Origin of the sequence: Candidatus Paracaedibacter acanthamoebae (assembly GCF_000742835.1) — a bacterium.
GTDB lineage: Bacteria > Pseudomonadota > Alphaproteobacteria > Paracaedibacterales > Paracaedibacteraceae > Paracaedibacter > Paracaedibacter acanthamoebae.
The window spans coordinates 2,039,909-2,062,800 of record NZ_CP008941.1; the positions used below are offsets into that span (position 1 = coordinate 2,039,909).

A 22,892-nucleotide genomic window follows, 5' to 3' on the forward strand; every position below is an offset into this window, starting at 1 on the left:
CATCATGGTTGCATTACCTCTTATTCAGCGTCATAAAACCCACAGGGTTCAAGTGGGCTCCGTCACTATTGGTGGCGATGCCCCTGTTGTTGTTCAATCCATGACAAATACTGATACGACCGATATAGCGAACAGTGTGCAGCAAGTCAAAGAATTAGCAGATGCTGGCTCCGAAATTGTCCGTCTAACGGTTAATACAGAAGCTGCTGCCCAGGCGATTCCTGAGATCAAAAATCAACTTCTAAAAGAGGGTTATATCACCCCGCTCGTCGGATGTTTCCATTACAATGGTCATCGTCTTTTAACAGACATCCCTGATTGTGCGGCGGCTTTAGATAAGTATCGCATTAACCCCGGCAATGTCGGCTTTGGCGAAAAGCGATCCCAGCAGTTTGAAATGATGATCGAAAAGGCTATCCAGTATAATAAAGCCGTCCGTATTGGCGTTAATTGGGGGAGCCTGGATCAAGATTTAGCCGCCCGTCTTATGGATGACAATGCAAAACGCCCTACCCCTTTACCGGCCGATAATATTCTACGCGAAGCCTTGATCCAATCTGCCCTTGACAATGCTAAACTTGCTGAATCCATTGGGTTAAGAGCCGACCAAATTATTTTATCCTGCAAAGTCAGTCGCCCCCCAGATCTTGTCGCTGTTTACAGTGAATTAGCCCACCGCAGTCATTACACCCTGCACTTAGGATTAACCGAAGCTGGAATAGGAAACAAAGGAGTGGTGGCAACAACGGCGGCTCTTTCTTTGCTGTTACAACAGGGGATTGGAGATACAATCAGGGCCTCCCTAACCCCCCGCCCTGGCGAATCCCGAACGACTGAAGTTACTGTCTGCTGCGAGATTTTACAATCTTTGGGATTGCGCGCCTTCACGCCGCAAGTTACAGCTTGTCCGGGCTGTGGTCGCACCACCAGCACCTATTTCCAAGCGCTGGCCGATCAGATCCAAACATACCTGCAGCACCAAATGGCCATTTGGCGGACTCAGTATGTGGGCGTGGAAAACTTAAAAGTTGCCGTGATGGGGTGCATTGTTAATGGCCCCGGTGAAAGCAAACATGCTGATATTGGGATTAGCCTTCCAGGCACAGGCGAATCACCGGTGGCTCCTGTCTTTATTGATGGTCAAAAAGCAACCACCTTGCGGGGTGATCATATTGCGGAAGAGTTTATGGCACTTCTTAACACCTATGTTAAAAACCGCTATGGAAAAGCTGCGTGATGACCATAACCTATGATGATTTCGATAAGGTCGATCTTCGAGCCGGTACCATTGTCAAAGCTGAAATAAATGTAAAAGCCAAAAAATCTGCTTATAAAATTTGGGTGGATTTTGTTGAGACGATTGGTATAAAACAGACCTCGGCTCAGGTAACGTATCACTATACACCCGAGTCTTTGATTGGGAAATCTGTGATCGGATGTCTGAATTTAGGAGCCCGCAATATTGCCGGCTTTATGTCAGAGTTTTTGTTGGTTGGATTTAGTGATCCGCGGGGAAATATTATTTTAGCAACGACCGATCAAACCGTGCCCAATGGTCAAAAATTACATTAGGACTTTTTTCCATGGTAGATTTTCACATTCCCCCTTTCTTGCAAGGATTCGCTACCAGTGCCGGACTCATTATTGCCATTGGCGCGCAGAATGCTTTCGTTTTAAAGCAAGCTCTTTTACGGAACCATGTGTTCCTCATTGCCATTTTATGCTCTATCATTGATGCTGCCTTAATCCTTTTGGGGGTATTTGGTTTTGCTACCCTGCTTGAAACCAGTCCCCTTCTCCTTACCATTGCTAAATGGGGCGGCTTCATCTTTCTGGGCTACTATGGCTTTCGTTCTTTTAAAAATGTCTTCCATCCCCATGCTTTAGAGATGGATAAGAAAAAAATTAAACCGTCGATTAAAAAGATTGTCTCCTTAACCTTAGCTTTCAGCCTTCTGAACCCCCATACCTATCTGGATACGGTTGTTCTTTTGGGCAGTGTTAGCTCTCAATTTAATGACGCCGAGCAACCCTCTTTTGCCGTGGGGGCGTGTCTTGCTTCTTTTATCTGGTTTTTTTCTTTAGGTTATGGCGCTTGCTTTCTCGGACCTCTTTTTAAGAAGCCTCAAGCCTGGAAAATTCTCGATTTTATCGTCGGGTGCATGATGTGGATGATTGCCATCGCCATTGTCTTGTAATAGATTGAGATCAATTTTATGAAAAAATTGATTTGCTTTAACCTAAACAAGAAGGACTTTCTATGAACTCCATCAAATACGGTTCTTTAATTGCAACAGCTATGGTTTTATCAGCCTGCAATATGCCAAGAATTGTTGAAAGCTATGATGAGTTTAAACAAACGAGAGTATGCCGGCTAGATCCCTATGTGATTAGGAGAGAACTTACGGGACCAACATCCCGAATCACCACCATTAGTTTAGAAGCGCAGGCCGATCAAACAGTCAAGGCAATTCTTCTCTCCCAAATTACGATAGGACTCTTCGCAAATTATGATGGGTTTAGTTCTACCTCAAAAATTAAATTCATCTTGACCACCCCTGATCAAAAAACCGAAGAGCTAATTTTTCAAGGACGAGATAGGTCAATAACATATGATTCACGAAATGTCTATGGAACTTATGTTAGTCATACTGTATCTATAGAAAATATCGCCCTCGTCTTTAATATGAAGCTTGAGGATATTCGCAAGATTATTGCAGCTCCTCACACAGAGTTTTATTTTGAATCCGGGAAAGATCCAGTCAAAGGTGAGCTTAGCGCTTCTGATAAAGACGCTTTCAAACAGTTTCTAGATAAATGTATGTTGGCCTCCGGAGAAAAGAAATGAAGAGATTTAGAGGGATAGCGCTCGCTTTCTCAACAGCTCTTCTTTCCTGCTGTACGACTCCCTCCATTGTAAAATCATCGCCAACAGAAAAAAATTTTCAGTGTAAATTGGTTAATGCAACAGCCACGCTCAGGAACCAAAATCTTGGTCAGACCGTTGGCCTTTTAACGGCTGGTATTAAGCAAAAGGTTAACTTTGGTATCAAGAAGATCAATGGATCTCTTTTGAAATTTTGGATTAAGTTCCTTCCCCGCTCAGCCGCCGTTGATCCTCTTGAAAGACCAGGCGTTATTTTAAAACTTTCTTTAAAGGGTAAAGCAGCTCAAACATATAGACTCTCTGGGGGTCAAAAGCATGAGGGTTTCTCTCCAGAAGGATTCAACCAGGGAAATTTCTCTTATGACGACATTTGGCCATCAGCAAGATATTTTGGAGAAAAAGCTGTCTCTTTTGATATTCGGCAAGATCAGTTTGACCAAATCTTAAAGTCAGATACTGTTGAATTTATCATTCAAACTCACTATGATCCGTTAATCATCTTTTTAGAGAAAGAGAGTTTTTCTCCCCTCTTAGATTTTAAAAAAGAGTGCCTTTCTCAGATAGCTCCCCCGGGGAATTAACGGACTCAGGGGAAATTTTTCCCCCTTGACCTCTCCAAAATTCCTTGAGGATCAAGGAAATTTTAGTTATTTCTTAATTACATTCCATATCTTGTAAAGGTAAATAAATTGCACTTATATGAATCCAATGAGAACCAGTGGGGTAGCCCTATAGCCGAAGAAAAGCAACAAACGCTGATTTCAGCCTTAGAATCAGGAGAAGTCATATTTCTTCCTCACTTAAGCTTTCTTCTGCAGGAGGATGAAAAGCAATTGTTGTCGCCTGCCTGCTTAAAAGCCGGTAGCAAGAATATTAGTTATAGCCCCCTCACTCACGAGATAAAAGGATCATTCGATCATAAGATCAATTTATTACAGACCATGATGAACCGATTTGCCTCACAAAGCCAACACCTTATCCATAACCTGTTCCCTCACTATCAATCTACCCTGCAATGGGGCCGAACAAGCTACAGACCTGCTGAAATTTTAGGGCGAGAAACATCTTACAGAAAAGATGATACACGGCTCCATGTGGATGCGTTCCCCTCTTCTCCGACGCAAGGGAATCGTATTTTACGCGTCTTTAGTAATATTAACCCGTTTGAAAAACCCAGGGTTTGGCATTTAGGAGAACCCTTTAAACAAGTAGCAGAGCAATTCCTGCCAACCATAAAATCACCCTTCCCTTTGAGCAGAAATATTTTACAACTCTTAGGCATTACGAAGTCTTATCGGACGCTGTATGACCATTATATGCTGCAAATTCATGACATGATGAAAGCCAACTTGGACTATCAACGAAATGTCAAAAAGCGTAGGGTAGATTTTCCAGCCAATTCCACGTGGATTGTCATGACGGATCATGTTTCCCATGCCGCTCTCTCTGGGCAGTATCTCCTGGAACAAACTTTTAATCTGCCGGTGTTGGGTATGTTAGATGAATCTAAATCACCCTTAAGAACTTTGGAAAAGTTATTAAATAAGCCATTAATTTAGGGATCTTACAGCTCGCTGATATAAAAAGAGAGGAGCAGAAGCTCCTCTCTTTTTAGGTCACTATTTTATTTACGCATTCAGCTTTTTCTCAAGCCAATGGATATCATAATTACCCGACAGAATGTCTTCTTCTTTAGCCAATCTTTGATGCAACGGTATAATCGTATCAATACCATCAATCACATACTCTTTTAAAGCCCGCTCCACCCGACTAATACATTCTGCTCTATCATGACCATATACGATCAGTTTGGCCACTAAGCTGTCGTAATAAGGGGGTACACGGTAACCTTGATATAAGTGGCTATCAATACGAACCCCCCATCCCCCTGGAGCATGATACCGTGTCACTTCACCGGGAGAAGGAATAAAAGTTTCAGCATTTTCTGCGTTAATACGGCATTCAATAGCGTGCCCTGTGATTTTAATATCCTCTTGAGTCATCCCCAATTTCTCACCTGCAGCAACTTTGATTTGCTCTTTAACTAAATCAACTCCTGTCACAAGTTCAGTTATCGGATGTTCAACTTGAATGCGTGTATTCATTTCCATAAAGAAAAATTCGCCATTTTCATACAGAAATTCAAGAGTTCCAACGCCTCGATATCCCATTTTAGAGATAGCCGTATTCACCACTTTGCCAAGCTTTTCACGAGCCTCACTATCTAATGCTGGTGACGGCGCCTCTTCCCAAATCTTTTGGTGACGGCGTTGAATAGAGCAATCGCGCTCTCCCAAATTAATGGCATTTCCATATTGGTCGGCTAAGACTTGAACTTCAATATGGCGCGGCTGCCCCAGATACCGTTCCATATAGACTTCATCGTTTCCAAAGTTAGCTTTTGCTTCTGTCCGAGCCAATCTAAAAGCTTGAGCAACTTCCTCTTTGGAATGAGCAACTTTCATACCCTTGCCCCCACCACCGCTGGTGGCCTTAATCAATACTGGAAAACCAATTTTTTCTGCTGTTTCGATAGCATGATCTTCATCACGGATTCCGCCATCTGACCCGGGAACCACCGGAACACCCAGATCTATCATGGTTTTCTTTGCCGTAATTTTATCACCCATCATTTCAATATGTTCTGGTGTTGGTCCAATGAAGACTTTGCCATGTTCTTCTATCATCCGCGCAAATGTTGCATTTTCTGATAAAAAGCCCACACCGGGATGAATGGCATCTGCGCCGGAAATATCCGCAGCACTGAGAATGGCAGCCATATTTAAATAGCTATCTCGCGAGGGGGCAGGGCCGATACAAACACTTTCATCCGCCAATCGGACATGCATAGAATCTGAATCTGCCGTTGAATGAACAGCGACAGTTTTGATTCCCATTTCACGACAGGCACGCAAAATACGGAGGGCTATTTCCCCTCTATTAGCAATAAGAATCTTCTCAAAGAGTGGTTTCTTTGTCATTAGTATACTCTCCAGAGGGAATAAGTTTATTCGATGACGAGTAAAGGTTCGCCAAACTCGATCGGTTGAGCGTCTTTAATTAAAATGCTGGTAATCTTTCCAGCTCGAGGAGCCTTAATCGGATTCATTACTTTCATAGCTTCAATAATCAGGAGCGTTTGACCTTGAGCTACGACATCCCCAACTTTCACAAACGGTGCTGCTCCTGGTTCACTAGAAACATAAACTGTTCCAACCATTGGTGATTTAATAGCTCCTTCCATCGAAGCAGACTGGGTAGTCAGCTTTTCAGGGTTAGGAAGGTTGACTGCTGCAGGCGAGGCTACGCCTGCTGGAATAGCCATGCTGGTAGCGGATAGATTTAAATTGCGGGCAACGCGGATACGGTGTCCTTCATTCTCATATTCGATTTCTGTAAGATCTGTCTCAACAAGAATATCAGCTAACGCTCGGATAGCATCTTTTTCAATAGAAAGCTTATCTGTCATTTTAATTATTTGCCTTAATTAAGGTTTTAATATGTTCTAATGCCAAAATATAACCTTTTTGACCAAATCCTGCAATCATTCCATTAACGACAGGGCTGACTAAAGATTTGCGACGAAATTCTTCACGCGCATATATATTAGAAATATGTACCTCGATCTTGGGACATTCAAGAATTTCGAGGGCATCATGAATCGATACTGACGTATGGGTTAACCCCCCTGCATTTATAATTATGCCTTCCACCTGACTTTTTGCTGCTTGGATCCAATCCACAAGGTCCCCCTCATGATTCGATTGTCGGCACTCTACAATTAGATCCATTTCTTTAGCTTTAGTATGAAGTAACTGCGTCAATTCATCAAACGTCTGACCTTCATAATGATCTAAATTTCTCTGTCCTAAAAGGTTGAGATTTGGGCCATTAATGACCCAAATCTTATGCATTAGCCATCCTCAATTTCGTGATGAGGTCATCTATTTCTTCATAAGAATTAAAGTGAACTGTCACTGTACCACCGCTCCGATTTATTTTTAATTGACATCTCAATCCTAAAAGTTGCGTTAATTGGGCCTCAATTTGTTGCGATTGCACTTCATGATCGCTCGGTTCAATTTGCAATTTCTTCTGCTTTGCAAGTTTTTCCGCTTCTCGCACATTCATCCCATCGGAAATAATACTTTGCACCATTTCATCTATATTAGGTGCTTTTATTAAGGTCCGGGCGTGGCCAGCTGAAATCTTACCTTCGTTAATCAGATCTTTAATATTATCCGGCAAATTTATTAATCTGAGCATATTCGCGACATGGCTGCGGCTTTTCCCAATTGAGCGTGCCATCTCTTCTTGAGTATAATTAAATTCATTCATCAACCGTTGATAGGCCTCTGCTTCTTCAATTGGCGTTAAATCATCTCGTTGAATATTTTCAATAATCGCCGTCTCGAGAGCTTCTCGGTCATCACACTCTTTTATAACAACGGGAACCTTCTCTAGACCAAGCGTCCGCGCAGCGCGCCATCGACGTTCGCCAGCGATAATTTCATAAATATGACGACCATCCATTATAACAGGACGAACGACCAAAGGTTGGATAATCCCTTTTGTTTTAATCGAATCAATCAACGATGCCAACTGTTCATCATCAAATCGGCGCCGGGGTTGATATTTACCAGGTTTAATTAAATGAATATCTAATTGATTCGTATCATTATTTGCTAAAACGTGGTGATCCATCGTCTCGCCAAGTAGTGCAGAAAGGCCCCGCCCAAGACTTGGCCGGTTAGGACGCTTTAATTCTGTAGTTGTCGTCATGTCTATCCCTCATTAAAATTTCCTTTGCCAGCGCCATATAAGCTTGTGATCCTGGCGATTTAAAATCATAAAGTAATACAGGCTTACCATGGGATGGTGCTTCTGAAACTTTTGTATTGCGTGGTATTACTGTTGCAAAAACTTTTTCTCCTAGATAGCTCCGCACATCATCTGCAACCATTTGACATAAGGAACTCCGTCTATCGTACATCGTTAAGACAACACCGTATAAATCGAGTGTGGCGTTCAAATTCTTCTTAATTTTTTGTATAGAACTGAGCAAATAACTCAATCCTTCTAAGGCATAATATTCGCACTGAAGCGGAATCATAACTGAATCTGCCGCCACCAAAGAATTAAGGGACAGCAATCCCATAGAGGGAGGACAGTCAATAATAATGTAATCAAACATCGTTTGATAGGGAGCAAGGATATCACGCAATCGTCGTTCTCTATCATGCATATCAACAAGTTCAATTTCCGCCCCTAACAAATCTATAGATGAGGGAATAATTGATAAACCGGGAATTGCAGTCTTAAGAAGGGCTTGCGCCAAAGTATACTCGCCTATCATTAAGCCGTATACACTTATAACCCTATTCTGTTTACTTAATCCTAAGCCGGTAGAAGCGTTTGCTTGGGGATCAAGATCAACAATTAAGACACGTTTGCCGACAGCAGCCAGTGCGGTCGCCAAATTTATAGTTGTTGTTGTTTTACCAACCCCACCTTTTTGATTTGCAATTGCTATAACGTGTGCCATGGACCACTATAACTCTGATATATTTGTTACTTTTAATATTACACCATCAGCATTCGTGACACTATTGATTTTTTCATAATTAAACTTAAATTTCTCTTGTGCTTTTTTAATTTCTTGATCAATTGATAGCCCTTTCAAAGCATAAAGAATGGTGGACTTCCCTGTTTCACGTGAAACAATTAGAACTTGATTAAGTAATAAGGCTAGATCAGCGCAGGCTCTTGTAATAATTTGTGCATAGGAATTTAGCGGTAGTTGCTCAACTCGGCTGCAAATGATATCCACTTTTACATCTAATTTTCGCTTAAGTTCAGATAAGAAGATTATTTTTCGCTGATTTGAATCACACAATGTTATTTTATCAAAACCTGAGATTGCTAATACCATTCCTGGGAATCCAGCTCCTGTACCTATATCTAAAGTTGGAAGTTCTTTACTTAATAGTGGTAACAATTGCAATGAATCAAGAATATGCCTTTCCATAAAATGATTCAAAGTTTGCCCCTGAATGAGCGATGTATTTCTATTCCATTCTTCCACAGCACTTTTATATTCCACAAATTTTTCATATGTTCCACGTGAAACATACTCAAGAATTTTTTGTTCAACATCAACAACCATACAAAAACTCCTAACAATTTAAAGAAACTTTAATCGTTCATTAAGAGAATGTCTATAGAATAATAATTGAAAGTCATCACATTATTTGAGGGACAAAGTGCGTATAACAGCAAAAACAATTTACCTTATCCTGGCATCAACCAATGTAAGTCTTGCTTACAATTGGAAGATATGGCCAGGAGCTCACGAAGAGCAACAAACAATCGCACCCTCATTTCAAAATGAACAAATATCCTCCATATCCCAATTCCCACAATCAGCCCCAACAGGTTTGGGCTCACCCTCCCTAATAGACAGTTCACAGTGGACAGCAGCACCCAATGTATCGATCAATTCCACCTCACCTCAAAACACCTCCCCAATGCAACAATCCGCCTTTCCTAACCTTTCATCTCAATTCCAACAACCAATTGGCCAATCATCCGGGCCTCTCGTCAAAACACACACAATTAATCCACAACCATCAGCCCAAACCCGTAATAGCTATAGCCAAACACCTTCTATGCAATCAATTAACACTCCACCGCATGTCTCATCTCCAACAATTCTGTCGCAAAACCCCCAATCGATTAATCAAAATCAACTCCAACAACAAAATACTCAACAGCTAACCCAGAGCCAACAGCAATCCCCCGCAATAGGAACTCAAATGGCACTGACAGGCATAGCAGCTCTAACTGCTTTTGGAAATAAAAATAACCAAGATACATCTTCGAGGGTAGGCCTTAGAAACAATACTCCAACAATGGATTTTTCTACAACAGCCAGCAGAACAGTAACAAAAAACTTTAAATGTACAAAATCTGAGGATGTGTGCCAACAAGAATGGGACGACTTAGTTCAATCAATTGAAAATAATCCACAATTCCAAATTATAAAAAAACAATTGAAATGCGTCCCTGCTGCAACAACCATGTCTAGCACAGCCACGAATGAGTAAAGTTCCAATTACAGAGAATGATCATTTGCACATCCTAACATTCAAGGCCTCCTAAAACTGTACGAATCATTCACTAATAAAAATTTTTTATTTGTATACGAGAAAAAAGTATAATTATTTGCAGAATAGGTGATCATAGGCTACCCTAAATGTAGTTGTATTCACACCATAACAAAAGTGGGGTTTAATATGGGGCTAATCGACAATACTTCCTTTAATAATCATGAATTGGTGAGCTTTACCTCAGACGCTGAAACAGGACTAAAAGCAATCATTGCAATTCATAATACCAATCGGGGCCCAGCTCTAGGGGGGTGCCGATTCTGGAATTATTCTTCAGAAGAAGAAGCCGTTACGGATGCCCTTAGGCTATCACGAGGAATGACGTATAAATCGGCTTTAGCAAATCTTCCTCTTGGGGGTGGTAAAGCAGTTATTATAGGAGACCCAACTAAAATTAAAACACCCGCTTTAATGCAAGCGTTTGGGCGATTTGTCGAAAAATTAAATGGGCTATACATCACAGCAGAGGATGTTGGCACCAGCCCAGCTGACATGGATAGCATTCATAAGGAAACGAACCATGTTGTGGGTCTTGAAAATCCCAATGGAGGAAGTGGTGATCCATCAATTATTACAGCCTATGGTGTTTACCTAGGCATCAAAGCCGCATGCGAAAAAAAACTCAAAAAAGATTTAAGAGGCGTTAAAGTAGCTTTACAGGGGTTGGGCCACGTGGGTAGCTATGTGGTTGGGCACTTAGTCAATGATGGGGCAGTGGTCACAGTTGCGGACATTAATACAACTAATGTGACGAAAATCGTCGAAAAGTATCAGGTAACCGCAGTCGCTCCAACAGAAATTTTATATCAGGAGTGTGATATTTTATCACCGTGTGCCCTCGGTGGTGTTGTAAATGATACAACGATTGACAAACTAAAGTGTAAAATTATTGCTGGGGCTGCTAACAATCAATTAGCCGAAGCAAGGCATGGCGATGAGCTTATGGAGAGAGGAATTCTCTATGCTCCAGATTATTTAATTAATGCTGGCGGAATAATTAATGTTACCTTTGAAGGGCCAAATTATGATAAGACAAAAGTAATGAAGCTTGTCGAAGGAATTTATGATACACTCATGGAAGTTTTGGCATATGCAGAGCAAAATAATATATCCAGCAACCGTGCCAGTGACGCAATTGCAGAATCTCGATTCCTGAATCTTGACTATAATTGGGGTACTAACAGACTTAGAGCATAGGAAGGCAAAGTGACAGAAACAGTTATTAATACATTTATCACATTATTAGTAATAATTAATCCGTTTGCTGTCACAAGTGTTCTAATAGATAGTACCAAAGGAATTGATCTAAACACTAAAAGGCGCTTAGCAAATAAGGCTGCTGCTATAGCAGCCATTTTATTGACACTTTTCGCTTTTCTCGGGGATCCAATTCTTCAGAGCCTGGGGATTTCAGAACCTGCTTTTAGAATAACGGGCGGAATTATTTTGGGACTGGCAGGACTTAATATGGTTATGGCAAAGCCAAACAATATTCAAAATCCCACCGATGAAGAAAAAAATAATAGCCAAAATATTATGGAATTAGCAGCATTCCCTTTAGCAATTCCCTTGATGTCAGGGCCAGGAAGTTTGACCTCTATCGTTATCATGATGCGTCAAGCGCAAGGCCATGGTTATATGGAACAGATTAAAATCATCATCACAATGCTGATCGTTGTAGCAATTACATGGGGCCTTATGAGATCGTCCGATATTGTCATGAAAGTTTTAAGGAAAACTGGTGTGAGTGTCTTAACACGAGTCTTTGGCATTATATTAACGGCTCTTGCTCTGCAGAACATAATTGATGGTATTTTGCTAATCATTAAAAATGCCTCTTAACGTTAATCACAAACAAAGGTAGACTTAAGTTAATTGTTTAGAAAACATTAGGTTAAGCATGCTACCATCTCATCAATCTTCAGCGCAAAATACACCTCTTTGGTCCCCCTCAGATTGCGAATCAACGCTATTACAAAAATTCATAGCACACCAAAATTATCAAACGTACGAAGAGCTCTATGACTTTTCAATTACACAATTCGATGAGTTTTGGAGTCAATTATGGGACTTTTGTCAGATTATCGGCATAAAGGGGGAAGCCCCATTCATCGAGAATAAAGAGAAAGTTAAAGAAGCTGTTTTTTTCCCAAAAGCGAGTTTAAATTACGCCGAAAACCTGCTTAAACGCCGCGATGATCACTCAAGCATTATTTCTTATTCAGAACACGGTCACTTGCAAACTCTTTCTTATGCAGATCTCTACACAATAACAGCTAAACTTGCCGCTGAACTCAAAGATCTTGGCGTTAAGCCAGGAGATCGGATAACAGGCTATCTCCCTAATATTCCTGAAACCATTATTGCAATGTTAGCAACGGCAAGCATTGGAGCCGTATGGTCCTCCTGTTCGCCAGATTTTGGTACTCAGGGGGTCATCGATCGATTTGGGCAAATTTCTCCCAAAGTTTTATTTATAACCGACGGGTATTTTTATAACGGTAAAACCTTTAATAGTCTGGAAAAGATTCCAGAAATTTGTGCGGCTATCCCCTCAATTGAAACCATAATTGCCATTCCCTTTACCAAAGAAACAGAGATACCAAACCTTTATTTAAACTTTGACACTATTAAAGCTAAAAGATCAGAAACTAAAATTATTTTTCAAAAATTGCCCTTTAATCATCCTTTGTTTATCATGTATTCATCGGGGACAACGGGCGTGCCAAAATGCATTGTACACGGAGCAGGCGGAACCCTCCTTCAACATTTGAAAGAACATCAGTTGCATTGTGATCTGCAACCCGACGATCGATTGTTTTATTTTACTACATGTGGGTGGATGATGTGGAATTGGCTAGTCTCAGGTCTTGCCAGTGGTGCCACCTTAGTTCTTTTTGATGGCAATCCAGTTTTCCCATCGGCTGACAGTTTATTCAAAATTGCTCAAGAAACTCAACTGACTCACTTTGGAACATCCGCTAAATACCTTGATAACCTATCTAAGTTAGCCATTAAGCCAAATGATCGTTACACCCTAGACAATCTTAAAATGATACTCTCAACAGGATCTCCGTTGCTCCCCGAAATATTTGACTACGTCTATACATCTATTAAATCGGAAGTCTGCTTGGCTTCAATTTCAGGCGGAACAGATATTGTTTCATGCTTTGCCTTAGGCAATCCCTTACGTCCTGTCTGGCGAGGCGAATTGCAAGGGAGGGGGCTTGGTATGAAAGTTGAAGTTTATAACGAAGATGGGCAATCTGTGCTTGGTGAAAAGGGTGAACTCGTGTGTACAGCCCCTTTTCCCTCTCGTCCAATAGGATTTTGGAATGATCCTGACGGTCAAAAATACCACAACGCTTATTATTCAGTTTACAACAATGTCTGGCATCACGGCGACTTTGTCGAGATCACTAATAATGATGGATTAATTATTTATGGTCGTTCCGATTCCGTTCTAAATCCAGGCGGTGTTCGGATTGGCACGGCAGAAATCTATCGACAAGTAGAACAAATCCCAGACGTTCTGGAAAGCCTAGCTGTTGGTCAGAATTGGAAAGGGGACGTTCGAGTTATCTTATTTGTAAAACTTAAGACTGATATAAAACTGACCGATGATTTAATAACGACCATTAAAACACAAATTAAAATCAACACCACTCCCCGGCATGTCCCAGCAAAAATTATCCAAGTAACGGATATACCCCGCACAAAGAATGGTAAAATTGTTGAAATTGCCGTTAGAAAGACAATCCATAATGAGCCAATCAAAAATGTAGAGTCTCTAGCGAACCCTGAGAGTCTTAAAGAATACCAGAATATTCCTGAATTACAAACTTAAGGGAAAGCGAAGATGCTAGCTCACTAATTTCTTATGCAGCTCAGTGATTGACTGTCCTGATTTAGGGCAGATCCAATCAGGAGCGATTTCTAACAGGGGTTGTAAAACAAAACCCCGTTCTGCAAATAACGGATGCGGGATCATAAGATCATCTGATGCAACAATTAGATTACCAAAGAAAATGATATCCAAATCTATTAACCGAGGACCATATTTTATTGTTCTTTGTCGCCCCATAAGGTTCTCTAAACCCCGTAAAAATGTCAGCAATGTTTGAGGATCACCATGACCTTGAATTTCAATAACTTGATTGCAAAAATCGGGTTGATCTTCAATATATTGAGCCTTCGTGATAAGGATGGAAGATTGAGCTATAATGGGATAGACTTGATGAATTCTATAAACCGCTTCTTTTAAATTCTGCTCAGAGTTACCGAGGTTACTGCCCAGCCCTATAAACACCCGCATTGTATGACCTAAAGTTTGTTGAATGCTTTCTTGAAATAACATTATTTTATTTAATAATAAACAAAAATGAATTGTATATAGCTACTTCCCTATACAATGGCGTCCGGAAAAATAGAAATATAATGCCTTAACCACCACCAGAGAAAAGTTGTCGCTTTTTTGTCTAGTGGTGATCAATAATTCTCTTAAAGAGATGGGGTTTATTCACTCTTATTTTGGTGATAAATATCTTCTTTGATATTTTTCTGCTTATACCGATGGTCTTTTATATTCCATTCATATTCAATCTCTTCAACAGTAAAATCTGGGATTCCTTTTCTGTGGATAATAAGATTAGCCGGTACTTTTTTTTCAGATGAACTTAGGACCACAATTTTATAATCAAGCACCTGATCATTATATATTTCTGCCCATTTTTTACTAGGATTGGCAAATATTATTAAATGGGACCCACCGTTACCCTGATCAAACGAAGTACTTGCTGTACATTGAGCCCCCTCACTAAAATAAATTATATACTCAATGTCATGGTTTAAATATCTTAAATGGCTGATAGCATTCCCGATATTATACTCTCCAGACTTTTCGTCTAAATCCTTTAAGTCATTACAGTCTTTTCGATTGTGCTTGATAAGGGCACGTACCATTTGGGGCAATTCGATTAAATTAAGAGGTTTAGCCTCACCTATATTCATAGCCCAGAAATTTAAGATGAGTGTATAAACATAAAATTTCATTTTTTCAACCTCCATACTTTGGTTTCTTATAAAAGTATGTTAAAAACGATTGTAAAATGACTTAACATTTATAAAATTTATAACCTAGCTTAGGCTGGGGACCTTTGGTTAAAATCATAAAAGTTTTGGTTTATTATATTTATCCCCTCTTTACATCCAAACTTTTAGAGTGAAGGGTCAAGAAAATTTTGACGCTTAAACATCCAAAGCCATCGTCTGAAAAAATGATTTTTAAATCATGGCGGGGATAAGCTACATTAAGACCAATAATAAGCTGAAACAACTTTTTGCATGACACATCACCTCTCTTTAGCCTTTGGACTGTCTTTCACAGATTTATATACCCGTGAAGGGTTGATTCAACTTGACCAAGCTTTCCAGCATCATTTGAATGGGACAGATCCTGTGCTTTGCTGTACTTATCTTGCTGCCCGCACTGCAGGGCAGGGTGGAAGTGATTTACTGATTCAACTTGCCCCCCATGTCGAAGATTTTATTGGACACTTGTTCACGATCACACCCGATATTCATGGCCTCCAAACCAAGCATCATGGACTTGCTGCCGTCTTGACCATTAAACGTCAATTTGTGCAACGCTTTGCCAGTCGTAAATATACGCCCGATGTCGCAGAAACTTTTAACGGGGACCAGCTACGTCAGGATTTATCAAGCCTCATTGGTCATGCTGTCAACCAATTGACCCTTGCCCACGCCGTTACCGCCTGGCTTAAAGACGAGGCTCAAAATGTTGAGGCTTTAGACATTGCAGCGCGCTATTGCGCCTGGGCGGTTCATACCGTTGCCGGACACCATTATCACCGGGAGGATGTTTTATTCAAACTGCCCCAAAAAATAGACTGGGCCCGCTTGGTTGACCTAGAACGGGACAATGGATTCATCATCGGTAAGCCTGATCACCAAAGACGACGAGACGGCTTTAAATTAACCGATCCAGGATTTGATCGCCTGCAAGCCTTAGACCAAGCGAATTATTGTATTTGGTGTCACCATCAAGGTAAAGATTCTTGCTCAAAAGGACTCAAACCCAAGGGAGAGAGGGCAGATAAATTCCAAAAAAGCCCGTTAGGAACGCTTCTCAATGGCTGTCCTTTGGAAGAAAAAATCTCAGAGATGAATGAAGTTAAATCCCAAGGCTACACGGTAGGGGCATTAGCCATTGTCACCATTGATAATCCAATGGCCGCCGCGACAGGCCATAGAATTTGTAATGATTGTATGAAATCTTGTATTTACCAAAAACAAGAACCCGTCAATATTCCAGCCGTTGAAACTCAAGTGCTCCGCGATGTTTTAAATCTGCCCTGGGGTTTTGAGATTTACAGCCTCTTCACCCGATGGAATCCCTTAAATTTTGCTCGCCCCTTACCCCGGGAGGATTCTCATAAATCAGTGTTGGTCGTTGGAATGGGACCAGCAGGTTTTACCTTAGCTCACCATTTAATGAATGATGGCCATCAAATTGTTGCTATTGATGGGCTTAAAATTGAGCCCCTCCCTGACAATCTTTTAACTCAACCCATTCACACAATTGACACCATCATGGATCCCTTAGATAACCGCATTACAGGGGGTTTTGGCGGAGTTGCTGAATACGGAATCACTGTGCGGTGGGATAAAAACTTCTTAAAAATTATTCGATTACTGCTAGAGCGCCGCCAACAATTTGCTCTTTTTGGTGGAATTCGATTCGGAGGAACTCTGACTCTTGATCAAGCCTTAGACCTGGGGTTTGATCATATTGCCTTATGTATGGGGGCAGGGAGCCCCACGTTGATTCCCATGCGGAATAGTTTAGCAGCGGGCGTGCGCCAAGCCAGTGACTTCTTAATGGCCTTACAATTAACCGGCGCTGCCAAAGCTGATTCTGTCGCCAATCTTCAAGTGCGGCTGCCCGCTGTCGTCATCGGCGGGGGCTTAACCGCAATTGATACAGCGACCGAGGTTATGGCCTATTACCCAGTTCAAGTAGAAAAATTCACCAAAAGGTTTCAAGAACTCCAGAAGCAAACATCCGAGGATCTGTTGAGCCACTGGCCATCCACCGACCATGAAACTGTGCAAGAATTTTTAAGCCACGGACTAGCCATAATCAACGAACGGGCACGCGCTGAAGCGGCCAGAGAAATCCCTAATTTTGCGCCGCTGGTGCAAAAATGGGGCGGCGTCACGGTGGCTTATCGTCGAGATCTCACCGAAGCGCCAAGTTATACGCTCAACCATGAAGAAGTTGCCAAAGCCTTAGAAGAGGGTATTCGGATTTTAGACCATGCAAGCCCTGTGGGTGTTAATGTTGATGCAACCAATACGGCGATCTCAATTGAATTGTCAGTGAAGGGAGAGCCTAAAACCTTGCCTGCTCGAACAATTCTGGTGGCCGCTGGTACCAAACCGAATATTAACCTGACCTACGATGAACCCAACCGATTTAAATTAGAGGGCAAAACCTTCCAAGCAATTGATCTCAATGGTCATCCCGTTACGCCAGAGCGTCTCTGCAAACCAAATACCGCCCATGTCCTCATGACAGAAGCACGGCCCGGTCAGTATTTATCCTTCTTTGGCGATATGCATCCCTCCTATGCAGGCAACGTCGTGAAAGCCATGGCCAGTGCAAAACAAGGATACCCGGTTATCAGTACCGTATTAAAGCAGTCTCACAAAGCTGTTTCGCAGACGAGCCTCTCTAATACCCTCAAAGAATCAATTTTAGCGACCGTGGAGGCTGTTAACCGCCTGACCCCCACCATCGTCGAAGTTGTTGTCAAAGCACCGCTCCAGGCTCAAAATTTCCGCCCTGGACAGTTTTATCGGCTGCAGAACTTTGAAAGCATGGCACCACACTGTCAAGGCACCCGCTTTGCTATGGAAGGGTTAGCCTTAACAGGCGCATCAGTTGATTTAGAAAATGGACTGCTCTCCACCATCGTTCTCGAGATGGGCGGCTCCTCAAATCTTTGCCGTTTACTAACCCCGGGAGAACCGGTTGTGCTGATGGGTCCCACCGGCGAGCCCACCCATATTCCAGAAAAAGAAACCGTCCTTTTGGTTGGCGGCGGCTTAGGGAACGCCGTCCTCTTTTCAATAGGCCAAGCGATGCGTTCCAAGGGATGCCGGGTCCTTTATTTTGCCGGTTATAAAAAACTTGAAGATCGCTTTAAAGTGGAAGAAATTAAAAAAGCCGCTGATTTGGTTGTGTGGTGCTGTGATGAAACGCCTGGTTTTACGCCGACTCGCCCTCACGATAAAACTTTTACAGGCAATATTGTCCAAGCCATCACAGCCTATGGTCAGGGTGATATGGGCCCATCCAAGATCTCACTTTCAGAGGTCGACCGTATTATTGCCATCGGATCTGATCGCATGATGGCCGCTGTTGCAGCGGCGCGCCACGGACAATTACAACCTTTCTTGAAGGGTGAGCATCTGGCCATCGGCAGCATTAACTCGCCCATGCAATGTATGATGAAAGAAATTTGTGCTCAATGCCTTCAGCGTCACATCGATCCCGTCACAGGACAAGAAACCATCGTCTATTCTTGTCGAAATCAAGACCAGAATTTAGATGCAGTCGATTTTACTAACCTTAATACCCGCCTAAAACAGAACGCTGTGCAGGAGAAAATGACAGCCTTATGGATTAAGCATACTTTACAATAAAAAGGCAAGCCTTACGCTGCAGAATGAGAACAATCTGTCGCGCATTTTCCTGCCCTCTCTTCCACTTCTAATTGTAGAGTCAGATGAGAAATATCAAAGTCTTGTTGAAGCTTTTCTTCAAGACTTTTTGAAAACATTGGCTGAAAGTATTCTTGCTTAACCACAAGATGCGCTGATAAGGCAGCCTCGGTGGTGCTCAGAGGCCAAACGTGTAAATCGTGGTAACTGATTAAACCAGGATGATGATCTAAAACTTTCTTTAATTGTTTCAAATCAATATTGGCGGGGACAGCCAACAACATTAAATCCAACGAGCCCTTGAAGAGTTGCCATGATCCTATAAAAATCACAGCTGCAATCATTAAGCTGATCGCAGGATCAATCCACGTCCAGGATTTCCATAACATTAAAAAGCCTGCTACAACAACGCCTAACGAAATCGCTGCATCTAAAATCATATGCAAAAAGGCACCCTTGATATTGATGTCCTTATCTTTACCTTGGAAAAACAGATATGCCGCTAACCCCTTAATGAAAACACCGACGGTGGCAACCGTTATTATGGTCGAAGAAGTGATAGCTTCCTGCTGTTGTAATCTCTGAACAGCTTCCCACGCAAGACCGATAACAGCAATAAACAGTAAAATAGCATTAATAAAGGCAGCAATAATGGTGGCATTTTTAAAGCCAAAGGTAAACTTTGAGGGTGCTGTTTTATGGGCGAGTAAATACCCAAACCATGCTACTAACAGCCCCAGAACATCACTGACATTATGAACAGCATCCGCTATCAATGCCATAGAGTTTGACTTCACTCCATAAAAAACCTCAATCGCAATAAATCCAATATTTAACAGGACACCCATCAAAAATCTTTTGTTATAGGAAAGGGCAGGGGGATGCACATGGTAATCGTGGCGACTCATTTTATGCCTTTACTTGCAGTTGTCATCTTGAGAGTTTGCTCTTATAAAACAGCTTATACACTCGGGTAATAATCAGCATGGTTAAAATAGAGAATGGAATTACCTTAACAATACCATGAGACGCCTAGGGTATAAATCTATTTTGGCTCTGCGCGCTGCTCCGGCCGGGAAAAAAGTGGAGACAAAGAATAAAAAGGTCCTATCCCCGGACTTGATCCGGGGTCCTGACCTCATAAGGGGGGCTATCGCTTGTTATCTCGAGATCCCGGCTCTCCGGCCGGGAAGGGGGAAATATTTATAACAAATGGCCTCTACTCTTCTCAATTAAATAGGTGTTTGATATAAAGATGTAGGGCAAAGGATGTCTCTCATTTTTTATAAGAGTATTAATCTAATATTAATCAGCTGAATTTACTATGAATATAAGATCCTTGAAGTAAAGTAAGAAAGAATTTCACAATGAATGCAATCGATTTATCAAGTAATACAATAGATCTTGCAAAATTGAGGCCTTTTTATATGGTAGCTCACGAAGGCAATATGACCAGAGCAGCTGAAAAGCTTCACACTAATCAACCCAACTTAAGTGTGATAATTAGAGATCTAGAATATCAATTAAAAACTAAATTATTTGAACGATTCCCAAAAGGGATGCGTCTTACTTCTCAAGGGGAACGGTTATACATATATGCTAAAAAAGTTCTTGAAGAGCATGAAGTTTTTCAACGGGAATTTTTAGAAAAAACAGAAGAGATCAGTGGGAATTTTGATATTATTGCTTTTCCATATGTAGGAGCAGAATGGCTTGTTCCCCTCTTGAAGAATTTTTTAGACCTTAATCCTCATATTAATATAAATATCCGTATAGAATCAGAAGATATTAACCCTCTTTATTATTCAGATGTATCGATTGGTAGCTTTATTCCCAACCAACCGGATCTTATCCAAAAAAAACTTTTAGATGTTTATACTCAATTTTATGCCAGTAAGGATTACCTTGAAAAATTTGGTACCCCCCAAACTCCCCAAGATCTAGATAATCATAGAATCATAACTTATAAAAATGATTATTTCTCCCCTGCTCGAAGTACAAACTTACTGACTACGATAGGTCGTCCTCCAAAAAACTCCAGACATACCTATTTTCAAATAGATTCATTGCATGGCATGATTAATGCTACACTTTGGGGATACGGAATAGCAGAATTACCCAATTATCCAAGTATTATTAATTCGGAATTACAGCTGGTCCTTCCTGAGATTAAAGGAGAAAATATTCCTTTATATTTTATATTTCATGAGAGCAGAAAAAATTCGAAAAAAATTAAAGAGCTCTATAATTACTTATTAAAAAAGCTAACATTAGAAAATAAGTAATAGAATTCGCCTTAAATAAAAAATTGGTTTCATATAGAAGGTTTTAAAATAAATTTATTGTTACTCCTGATTCAAATTTCTGCCCTATACCCACAGTTTTTAAAAATTAAATAAAAAACAAGTATGCCGTCAATACCATATTAATATTAGCCCTAATCCAGAAAACTCATTAATTAAAGCAAGACACTAAATATTTTCTAAAGAAATATGATGAATTAGTTAGCGAGGATAAATATGTTAGGTATCTTAAAAAATTACGTTATCTCTTGGCAGAAAAAAGAGCTGGCTTTTTCTTATGAACTTAATTGTTCGCCAACGCCTGCAGGGTTGGTATTAACGTTGGATCAGTCACAGACCGCGTTCTCTTTAGCTATAACAATCCAGCCTTCTCTGGATTCTTTACGTATCAGCAGTTTTACACTTGAGGAAGAGTCCCATTTAGATGATCTCTCTCAACCCTTGTATGATGCGGCGTTGATTGAAATGGTGCTTCAAGGGTTAGATTTAACTGCCTTCTGTGCTCAACGATTCAATAAGCAAGAGGTTAACTTCATGCTTTCTTCGGATGACGCCGATCATTTAACAGCGTTGAAGGATCTCTTCCACTCCATTTCTTCTCATACAACAATTCACGGAAAACGCCAACTGTTAACGTTATTTATTGATGATGCATTCTTTGAAACCATGGAAAGTATGAAAACTCAACTGCACCAAAAATTGTGGGATCATCAAAAAACAGATTTAGTGGTAAGAAGATATTTACAAAGTGGCGATCGAACAAACTCGCCGGTCTTAAGCTTTATTTCCCTGCAGAAAAAAACCATGTCTCAGGTGAAGGGGGAAAATATTATTGCTTTTCCAACGGCACCTCAGCACAGAACAGCCATCTAAAAGCCCCCTTCATAAAGGTTTTATCACTCAGGGAACCATGTTTTCTAGGCCTCCAAGCCCTGTGTCTACAGAAAATTTTTAAAGGGAGTCGCTTATGAACTTAAAATTGTCCTCAGTAGAAGCTCATATTGGTCAACAAATAAAAAAGAGACGGATGACTTTAAATCTTAAACAGCATGAATTAGCCAAGTTGCTTAAGATAACCCAACAACAACTTTCTAAATATGAACGGGGGATGGATAAGTTACCGCCTTACCGCCTGTATCAACTGTGTAAGGTGCTCTCTGTTACACCTAACTTCTTTTTCCAAGGCCTTGATAGTGTTTCAATCTGCCTGACGGAACAAGGGAACTGGCTTGTTTACGAAAACTTAAAAGGGCAAAAAATTCAAATTAAACTTTGTAAACTTTATGGAACTGTTTCAGATATAAAAGTTGTTCAAAAAGACTAGAGACCATATAAGAGGGAGAAAATGGTAAAATAGTAGCCATACAAAAGAACTTATTCCCCGGGCTTGACCCGGGGTCTCGAGCTCCAGGGCCACCACTTGTCATCTCGAGATCCCGGCTCTTCGGCCGGGAAAGGGAAGAGAATAAACAAAAAAGGCCCTATCCCCGGGCTTGACCCGGGGTCTCGAAATCATAGGGGCAATCGCCTGTCAGCTCGAGATCCCGGCTCTTCGGCCGGGAAAGTAAAGAGAATAAATAAAAAAGGTCCTATCCCCGGGCTTCTTGACCCGGGGCCTCAAAATCATATGGGTAATCGCTTGTTATCTCGAGATCCCGGCTCTTCGGCCGGGAAAGGGAAGAGAATAAATAAAAAAGGTCCTATCCCCGGGCTTGACCCGGGGCCTTAAAATCATATGGGTAATCGCTTGTTATCTCGAGATCCCGGCTCTTCGGCCGGGAAAGT

At 41.2% G+C, this 22,892-nt stretch carries 23 protein-coding genes; 14 read left to right on the top strand and 9 right to left on the bottom strand.

Annotated elements, in window-relative coordinates; translation table 11 throughout:
- The first annotated feature begins 4 nt into the window (after positions 1-4).
- The 6 genes from ispG (at position 5) to ID47_RS09370 (ending at position 4,446) form a co-directional block, all read left to right on the top strand.
- Positions 5-1,237: a flavodoxin-dependent (E)-4-hydroxy-3-methylbut-2-enyl-diphosphate synthase gene (ispG, locus tag ID47_RS09345; protein WP_038465883.1), complete on the top strand. Its 1,233-nt coding sequence runs from the start codon at positions 5-7 to the stop codon at positions 1,235-1,237.
- Positions 1,237-1,572 (top strand): tRNA-binding protein, encoded by a 336-nt coding sequence (locus ID47_RS09350; protein ID WP_038465886.1) that lies wholly within the window; start codon positions 1,237-1,239, stop codon positions 1,570-1,572. The genes ispG and ID47_RS09350 overlap by 1 nt, the downstream gene beginning before the upstream one ends.
- An 11-nt stretch (positions 1,573-1,583) precedes the next feature.
- Complete coding sequence (locus ID47_RS09355; protein WP_038465888.1) at positions 1,584-2,198, top strand: LysE/ArgO family amino acid transporter; 615 nt, start codon at positions 1,584-1,586, stop codon at positions 2,196-2,198.
- 62 nt (positions 2,199-2,260) lie between these two features.
- Complete coding sequence (locus ID47_RS09360) at positions 2,261-2,848, top strand: hypothetical protein (protein ID WP_038465890.1); 588 nt, start codon at positions 2,261-2,263, stop codon at positions 2,846-2,848.
- On the top strand, positions 2,845-3,468 hold the full coding sequence (locus ID47_RS09365) for a hypothetical protein (protein WP_038465892.1): 624 nt from the start codon (positions 2,845-2,847) through the stop codon (positions 3,466-3,468). The genes ID47_RS09360 and ID47_RS09365 overlap by 4 nt, the downstream gene beginning before the upstream one ends.
- Positions 3,469-3,576: 108 nt before the next feature.
- On the top strand, positions 3,577-4,446 hold the full coding sequence (locus ID47_RS09370; RefSeq protein WP_038465894.1) for a Kdo hydroxylase KdoO: 870 nt from the start codon (positions 3,577-3,579) through the stop codon (positions 4,444-4,446).
- Between the two features lie 69 nt (positions 4,447-4,515).
- On the opposite strand, the gene accC is transcribed toward ID47_RS09370, so the two are convergent.
- The 6 genes from accC to rsmG are packed head-to-tail and all read right to left on the bottom strand — an operon-like array spanning position 4,516 to position 9,053.
- Positions 4,516-5,868 carry an acetyl-CoA carboxylase biotin carboxylase subunit gene (accC, locus tag ID47_RS09375; protein ID WP_038465897.1) on the bottom strand — a complete coding sequence of 451 codons (1,353 nt, stop codon included), beginning with the start codon at positions 5,866-5,868 and terminating at the stop codon, positions 4,516-4,518.
- A gap of 26 nt (positions 5,869-5,894) precedes the next feature.
- Positions 5,895-6,356 carry an acetyl-CoA carboxylase biotin carboxyl carrier protein gene (gene accB, locus ID47_RS09380; protein ID WP_038465901.1) on the bottom strand — a complete coding sequence of 154 codons (462 nt, stop codon included), beginning with the start codon at positions 6,354-6,356 and terminating at the stop codon, positions 5,895-5,897.
- Position 6,357: 1 nt separating this feature from the next.
- A complete protein-coding gene (aroQ, locus tag ID47_RS09385) occupies positions 6,358-6,801 on the bottom strand; it encodes a type II 3-dehydroquinate dehydratase (protein WP_038465904.1) in 444 nt (147 codons plus the stop codon).
- Positions 6,794-7,669, bottom strand: a complete 876-nt coding sequence (locus ID47_RS09390; protein WP_038465907.1) for a ParB/RepB/Spo0J family partition protein — start codon at positions 7,667-7,669, stop codon at positions 6,794-6,796. Before ID47_RS09390 ends, aroQ begins: the two co-directional genes overlap by 8 nt.
- Positions 7,638-8,432, bottom strand: coding sequence for a ParA family protein (locus ID47_RS09395; protein WP_038465908.1), 795 nt, complete (start codon positions 8,430-8,432; stop codon positions 7,638-7,640). Before ID47_RS09395 ends, ID47_RS09390 begins: the two co-directional genes overlap by 32 nt.
- 6 nt (positions 8,433-8,438) lie before the next feature.
- Positions 8,439-9,053: a 16S rRNA (guanine(527)-N(7))-methyltransferase RsmG gene (gene rsmG, locus ID47_RS09400; RefSeq protein ID WP_051908805.1), complete on the bottom strand. Its 615-nt coding sequence runs from the start codon at positions 9,051-9,053 to the stop codon at positions 8,439-8,441.
- 97 nt (positions 9,054-9,150) lie between these two features.
- Between rsmG and ID47_RS09405 the strand changes: the two genes are divergently transcribed.
- The 4 genes from ID47_RS09405 to ID47_RS09420 all read left to right on the top strand — a co-directional run bounded on the left by ID47_RS09405 (position 9,151) and on the right by ID47_RS09420 (position 13,903).
- Positions 9,151-9,993, top strand: a complete 843-nt coding sequence (locus ID47_RS09405; protein WP_038465910.1) for a hypothetical protein — start codon at positions 9,151-9,153, stop codon at positions 9,991-9,993.
- 189 nt (positions 9,994-10,182) lie between these two features.
- A complete protein-coding gene (locus ID47_RS09410) occupies positions 10,183-11,253 on the top strand; it encodes a Glu/Leu/Phe/Val family dehydrogenase (RefSeq protein ID WP_038465913.1) in 1,071 nt (356 codons plus the stop codon).
- A gap of 9 nt (positions 11,254-11,262) precedes the next feature.
- Positions 11,263-11,898, top strand: a complete 636-nt coding sequence (locus ID47_RS09415; protein WP_051908806.1) for a MarC family protein — start codon at positions 11,263-11,265, stop codon at positions 11,896-11,898.
- Between the two features lie 58 nt (positions 11,899-11,956).
- Positions 11,957-13,903, top strand: a complete 1,947-nt coding sequence (locus ID47_RS09420) for an acetoacetate--CoA ligase (protein WP_038465915.1) — start codon at positions 11,957-11,959, stop codon at positions 13,901-13,903.
- A 15-nt stretch (positions 13,904-13,918) separates the two neighbouring features.
- Here the strand turns inward: ID47_RS09420 and folK are convergent, their stop codons facing one another.
- Together folK and ID47_RS09430 are read right to left on the bottom strand one after the other, a co-directional pair.
- Positions 13,919-14,413: a 2-amino-4-hydroxy-6-hydroxymethyldihydropteridine diphosphokinase gene (gene folK, locus ID47_RS09425; protein ID WP_051908807.1), complete on the bottom strand. Its 495-nt coding sequence runs from the start codon at positions 14,411-14,413 to the stop codon at positions 13,919-13,921.
- 158 nt (positions 14,414-14,571) lie between these two features.
- On the bottom strand, positions 14,572-15,108 hold the full coding sequence (locus tag ID47_RS09430) for a hypothetical protein (RefSeq protein WP_156956729.1): 537 nt from the start codon (positions 15,106-15,108) through the stop codon (positions 14,572-14,574).
- A 291-nt stretch (positions 15,109-15,399) separates the two neighbouring features.
- Here ID47_RS09430 and ID47_RS09435 point away from each other — a divergent pair, with 291 nt between their 5' ends.
- Positions 15,400-18,786 carry an FAD-dependent oxidoreductase gene (locus tag ID47_RS09435; protein WP_038465921.1) on the top strand — a complete coding sequence of 1,129 codons (3,387 nt, stop codon included), beginning with the start codon at positions 15,400-15,402 and terminating at the stop codon, positions 18,784-18,786.
- An 11-nt stretch (positions 18,787-18,797) separates the two neighbouring features.
- On the opposite strand, the gene ID47_RS09440 is transcribed toward ID47_RS09435, so the two are convergent.
- Positions 18,798-19,712, bottom strand: a complete 915-nt coding sequence (locus ID47_RS09440; RefSeq protein ID WP_038465923.1) for a cation diffusion facilitator family transporter — start codon at positions 19,710-19,712, stop codon at positions 18,798-18,800.
- A gap of 459 nt (positions 19,713-20,171) precedes the next feature.
- On the opposite strand from ID47_RS09440, the gene ID47_RS09450 reads away from it, so the two are divergent.
- From ID47_RS09450 to ID47_RS12050, 3 genes are all read left to right on the top strand, one after another.
- Positions 20,172-21,089: a LysR family transcriptional regulator gene (locus ID47_RS09450; RefSeq protein ID WP_038465929.1), complete on the top strand. Its 918-nt coding sequence runs from the start codon at positions 20,172-20,174 to the stop codon at positions 21,087-21,089.
- A gap of 234 nt (positions 21,090-21,323) precedes the next feature.
- On the top strand, positions 21,324-21,980 hold the full coding sequence (locus ID47_RS09455) for a hypothetical protein (protein ID WP_038465932.1): 657 nt from the start codon (positions 21,324-21,326) through the stop codon (positions 21,978-21,980).
- A gap of 94 nt (positions 21,981-22,074) precedes the next feature.
- Positions 22,075-22,431, top strand: coding sequence for a helix-turn-helix domain-containing protein (locus tag ID47_RS12050; RefSeq protein WP_051908808.1), 357 nt, complete (start codon positions 22,075-22,077; stop codon positions 22,429-22,431).
- Positions 22,432-22,892 lie beyond the last annotated feature (461 nt).

Excerpts from the sequence above, each read along its gene's own strand:
- ID47_RS09455 (WP_038465932.1), top strand. The coding sequence starts at position 21,324 with ATGTTAGGTATCTTAAAAAATTACGTTATCTCTTGGCAGAAAAAAGAG.
- rsmG (WP_051908805.1), bottom strand. The coding sequence starts at position 9,053 with ATGGTTGTTGATGTTGAACAAAAAATTCTTGAGTATGTTTCACGTGGA.
- aroQ (WP_038465904.1), bottom strand. The coding sequence starts at position 6,801 with ATGCATAAGATTTGGGTCATTAATGGCCCAAATCTCAACCTTTTAGGA.
- ID47_RS09440 (WP_038465923.1), bottom strand. The coding sequence starts at position 19,712 with ATGAGTCGCCACGATTACCATGTGCATCCCCCTGCCCTTTCCTATAAC.
- ID47_RS09365 (WP_038465892.1), top strand. The coding sequence starts at position 2,845 with ATGAAGAGATTTAGAGGGATAGCGCTCGCTTTCTCAACAGCTCTTCTT.
- ID47_RS09395 (WP_038465908.1), bottom strand. The coding sequence starts at position 8,432 with ATGGCACACGTTATAGCAATTGCAAATCAAAAAGGTGGGGTTGGTAAA.
- ID47_RS09430 (WP_156956729.1), bottom strand. The coding sequence starts at position 15,108 with ATGAAATTTTATGTTTATACACTCATCTTAAATTTCTGGGCTATGAAT.
- ID47_RS09435 (WP_038465921.1), top strand. The coding sequence starts at position 15,400 with ATGACACATCACCTCTCTTTAGCCTTTGGACTGTCTTTCACAGATTTA.
- ispG (WP_038465883.1), top strand. The coding sequence starts at position 5 with ATGGTTGCATTACCTCTTATTCAGCGTCATAAAACCCACAGGGTTCAA.
- ID47_RS09390 (WP_038465907.1), bottom strand. The coding sequence starts at position 7,669 with ATGACGACAACTACAGAATTAAAGCGTCCTAACCGGCCAAGTCTTGGG.
- ID47_RS09360 (WP_038465890.1), top strand. The coding sequence starts at position 2,261 with ATGAACTCCATCAAATACGGTTCTTTAATTGCAACAGCTATGGTTTTA.
- ID47_RS09355 (WP_038465888.1), top strand. The coding sequence starts at position 1,584 with ATGGTAGATTTTCACATTCCCCCTTTCTTGCAAGGATTCGCTACCAGT.
- ID47_RS09450 (WP_038465929.1), top strand. The coding sequence starts at position 20,172 with ATGAATGCAATCGATTTATCAAGTAATACAATAGATCTTGCAAAATTG.
- accC (WP_038465897.1), bottom strand. The coding sequence starts at position 5,868 with ATGACAAAGAAACCACTCTTTGAGAAGATTCTTATTGCTAATAGAGGG.
- ID47_RS12050 (WP_051908808.1), top strand. The coding sequence starts at position 22,075 with ATGAACTTAAAATTGTCCTCAGTAGAAGCTCATATTGGTCAACAAATA.
- folK (WP_051908807.1), bottom strand. The coding sequence starts at position 14,413 with ATGTTATTTCAAGAAAGCATTCAACAAACTTTAGGTCATACAATGCGG.
- ID47_RS09410 (WP_038465913.1), top strand. The coding sequence starts at position 10,183 with ATGGGGCTAATCGACAATACTTCCTTTAATAATCATGAATTGGTGAGC.
- ID47_RS09420 (WP_038465915.1), top strand. The coding sequence starts at position 11,957 with ATGCTACCATCTCATCAATCTTCAGCGCAAAATACACCTCTTTGGTCC.
- ID47_RS09350 (WP_038465886.1), top strand. The coding sequence starts at position 1,237 with ATGACCATAACCTATGATGATTTCGATAAGGTCGATCTTCGAGCCGGT.
- accB (WP_038465901.1), bottom strand. The coding sequence starts at position 6,356 with ATGACAGATAAGCTTTCTATTGAAAAAGATGCTATCCGAGCGTTAGCT.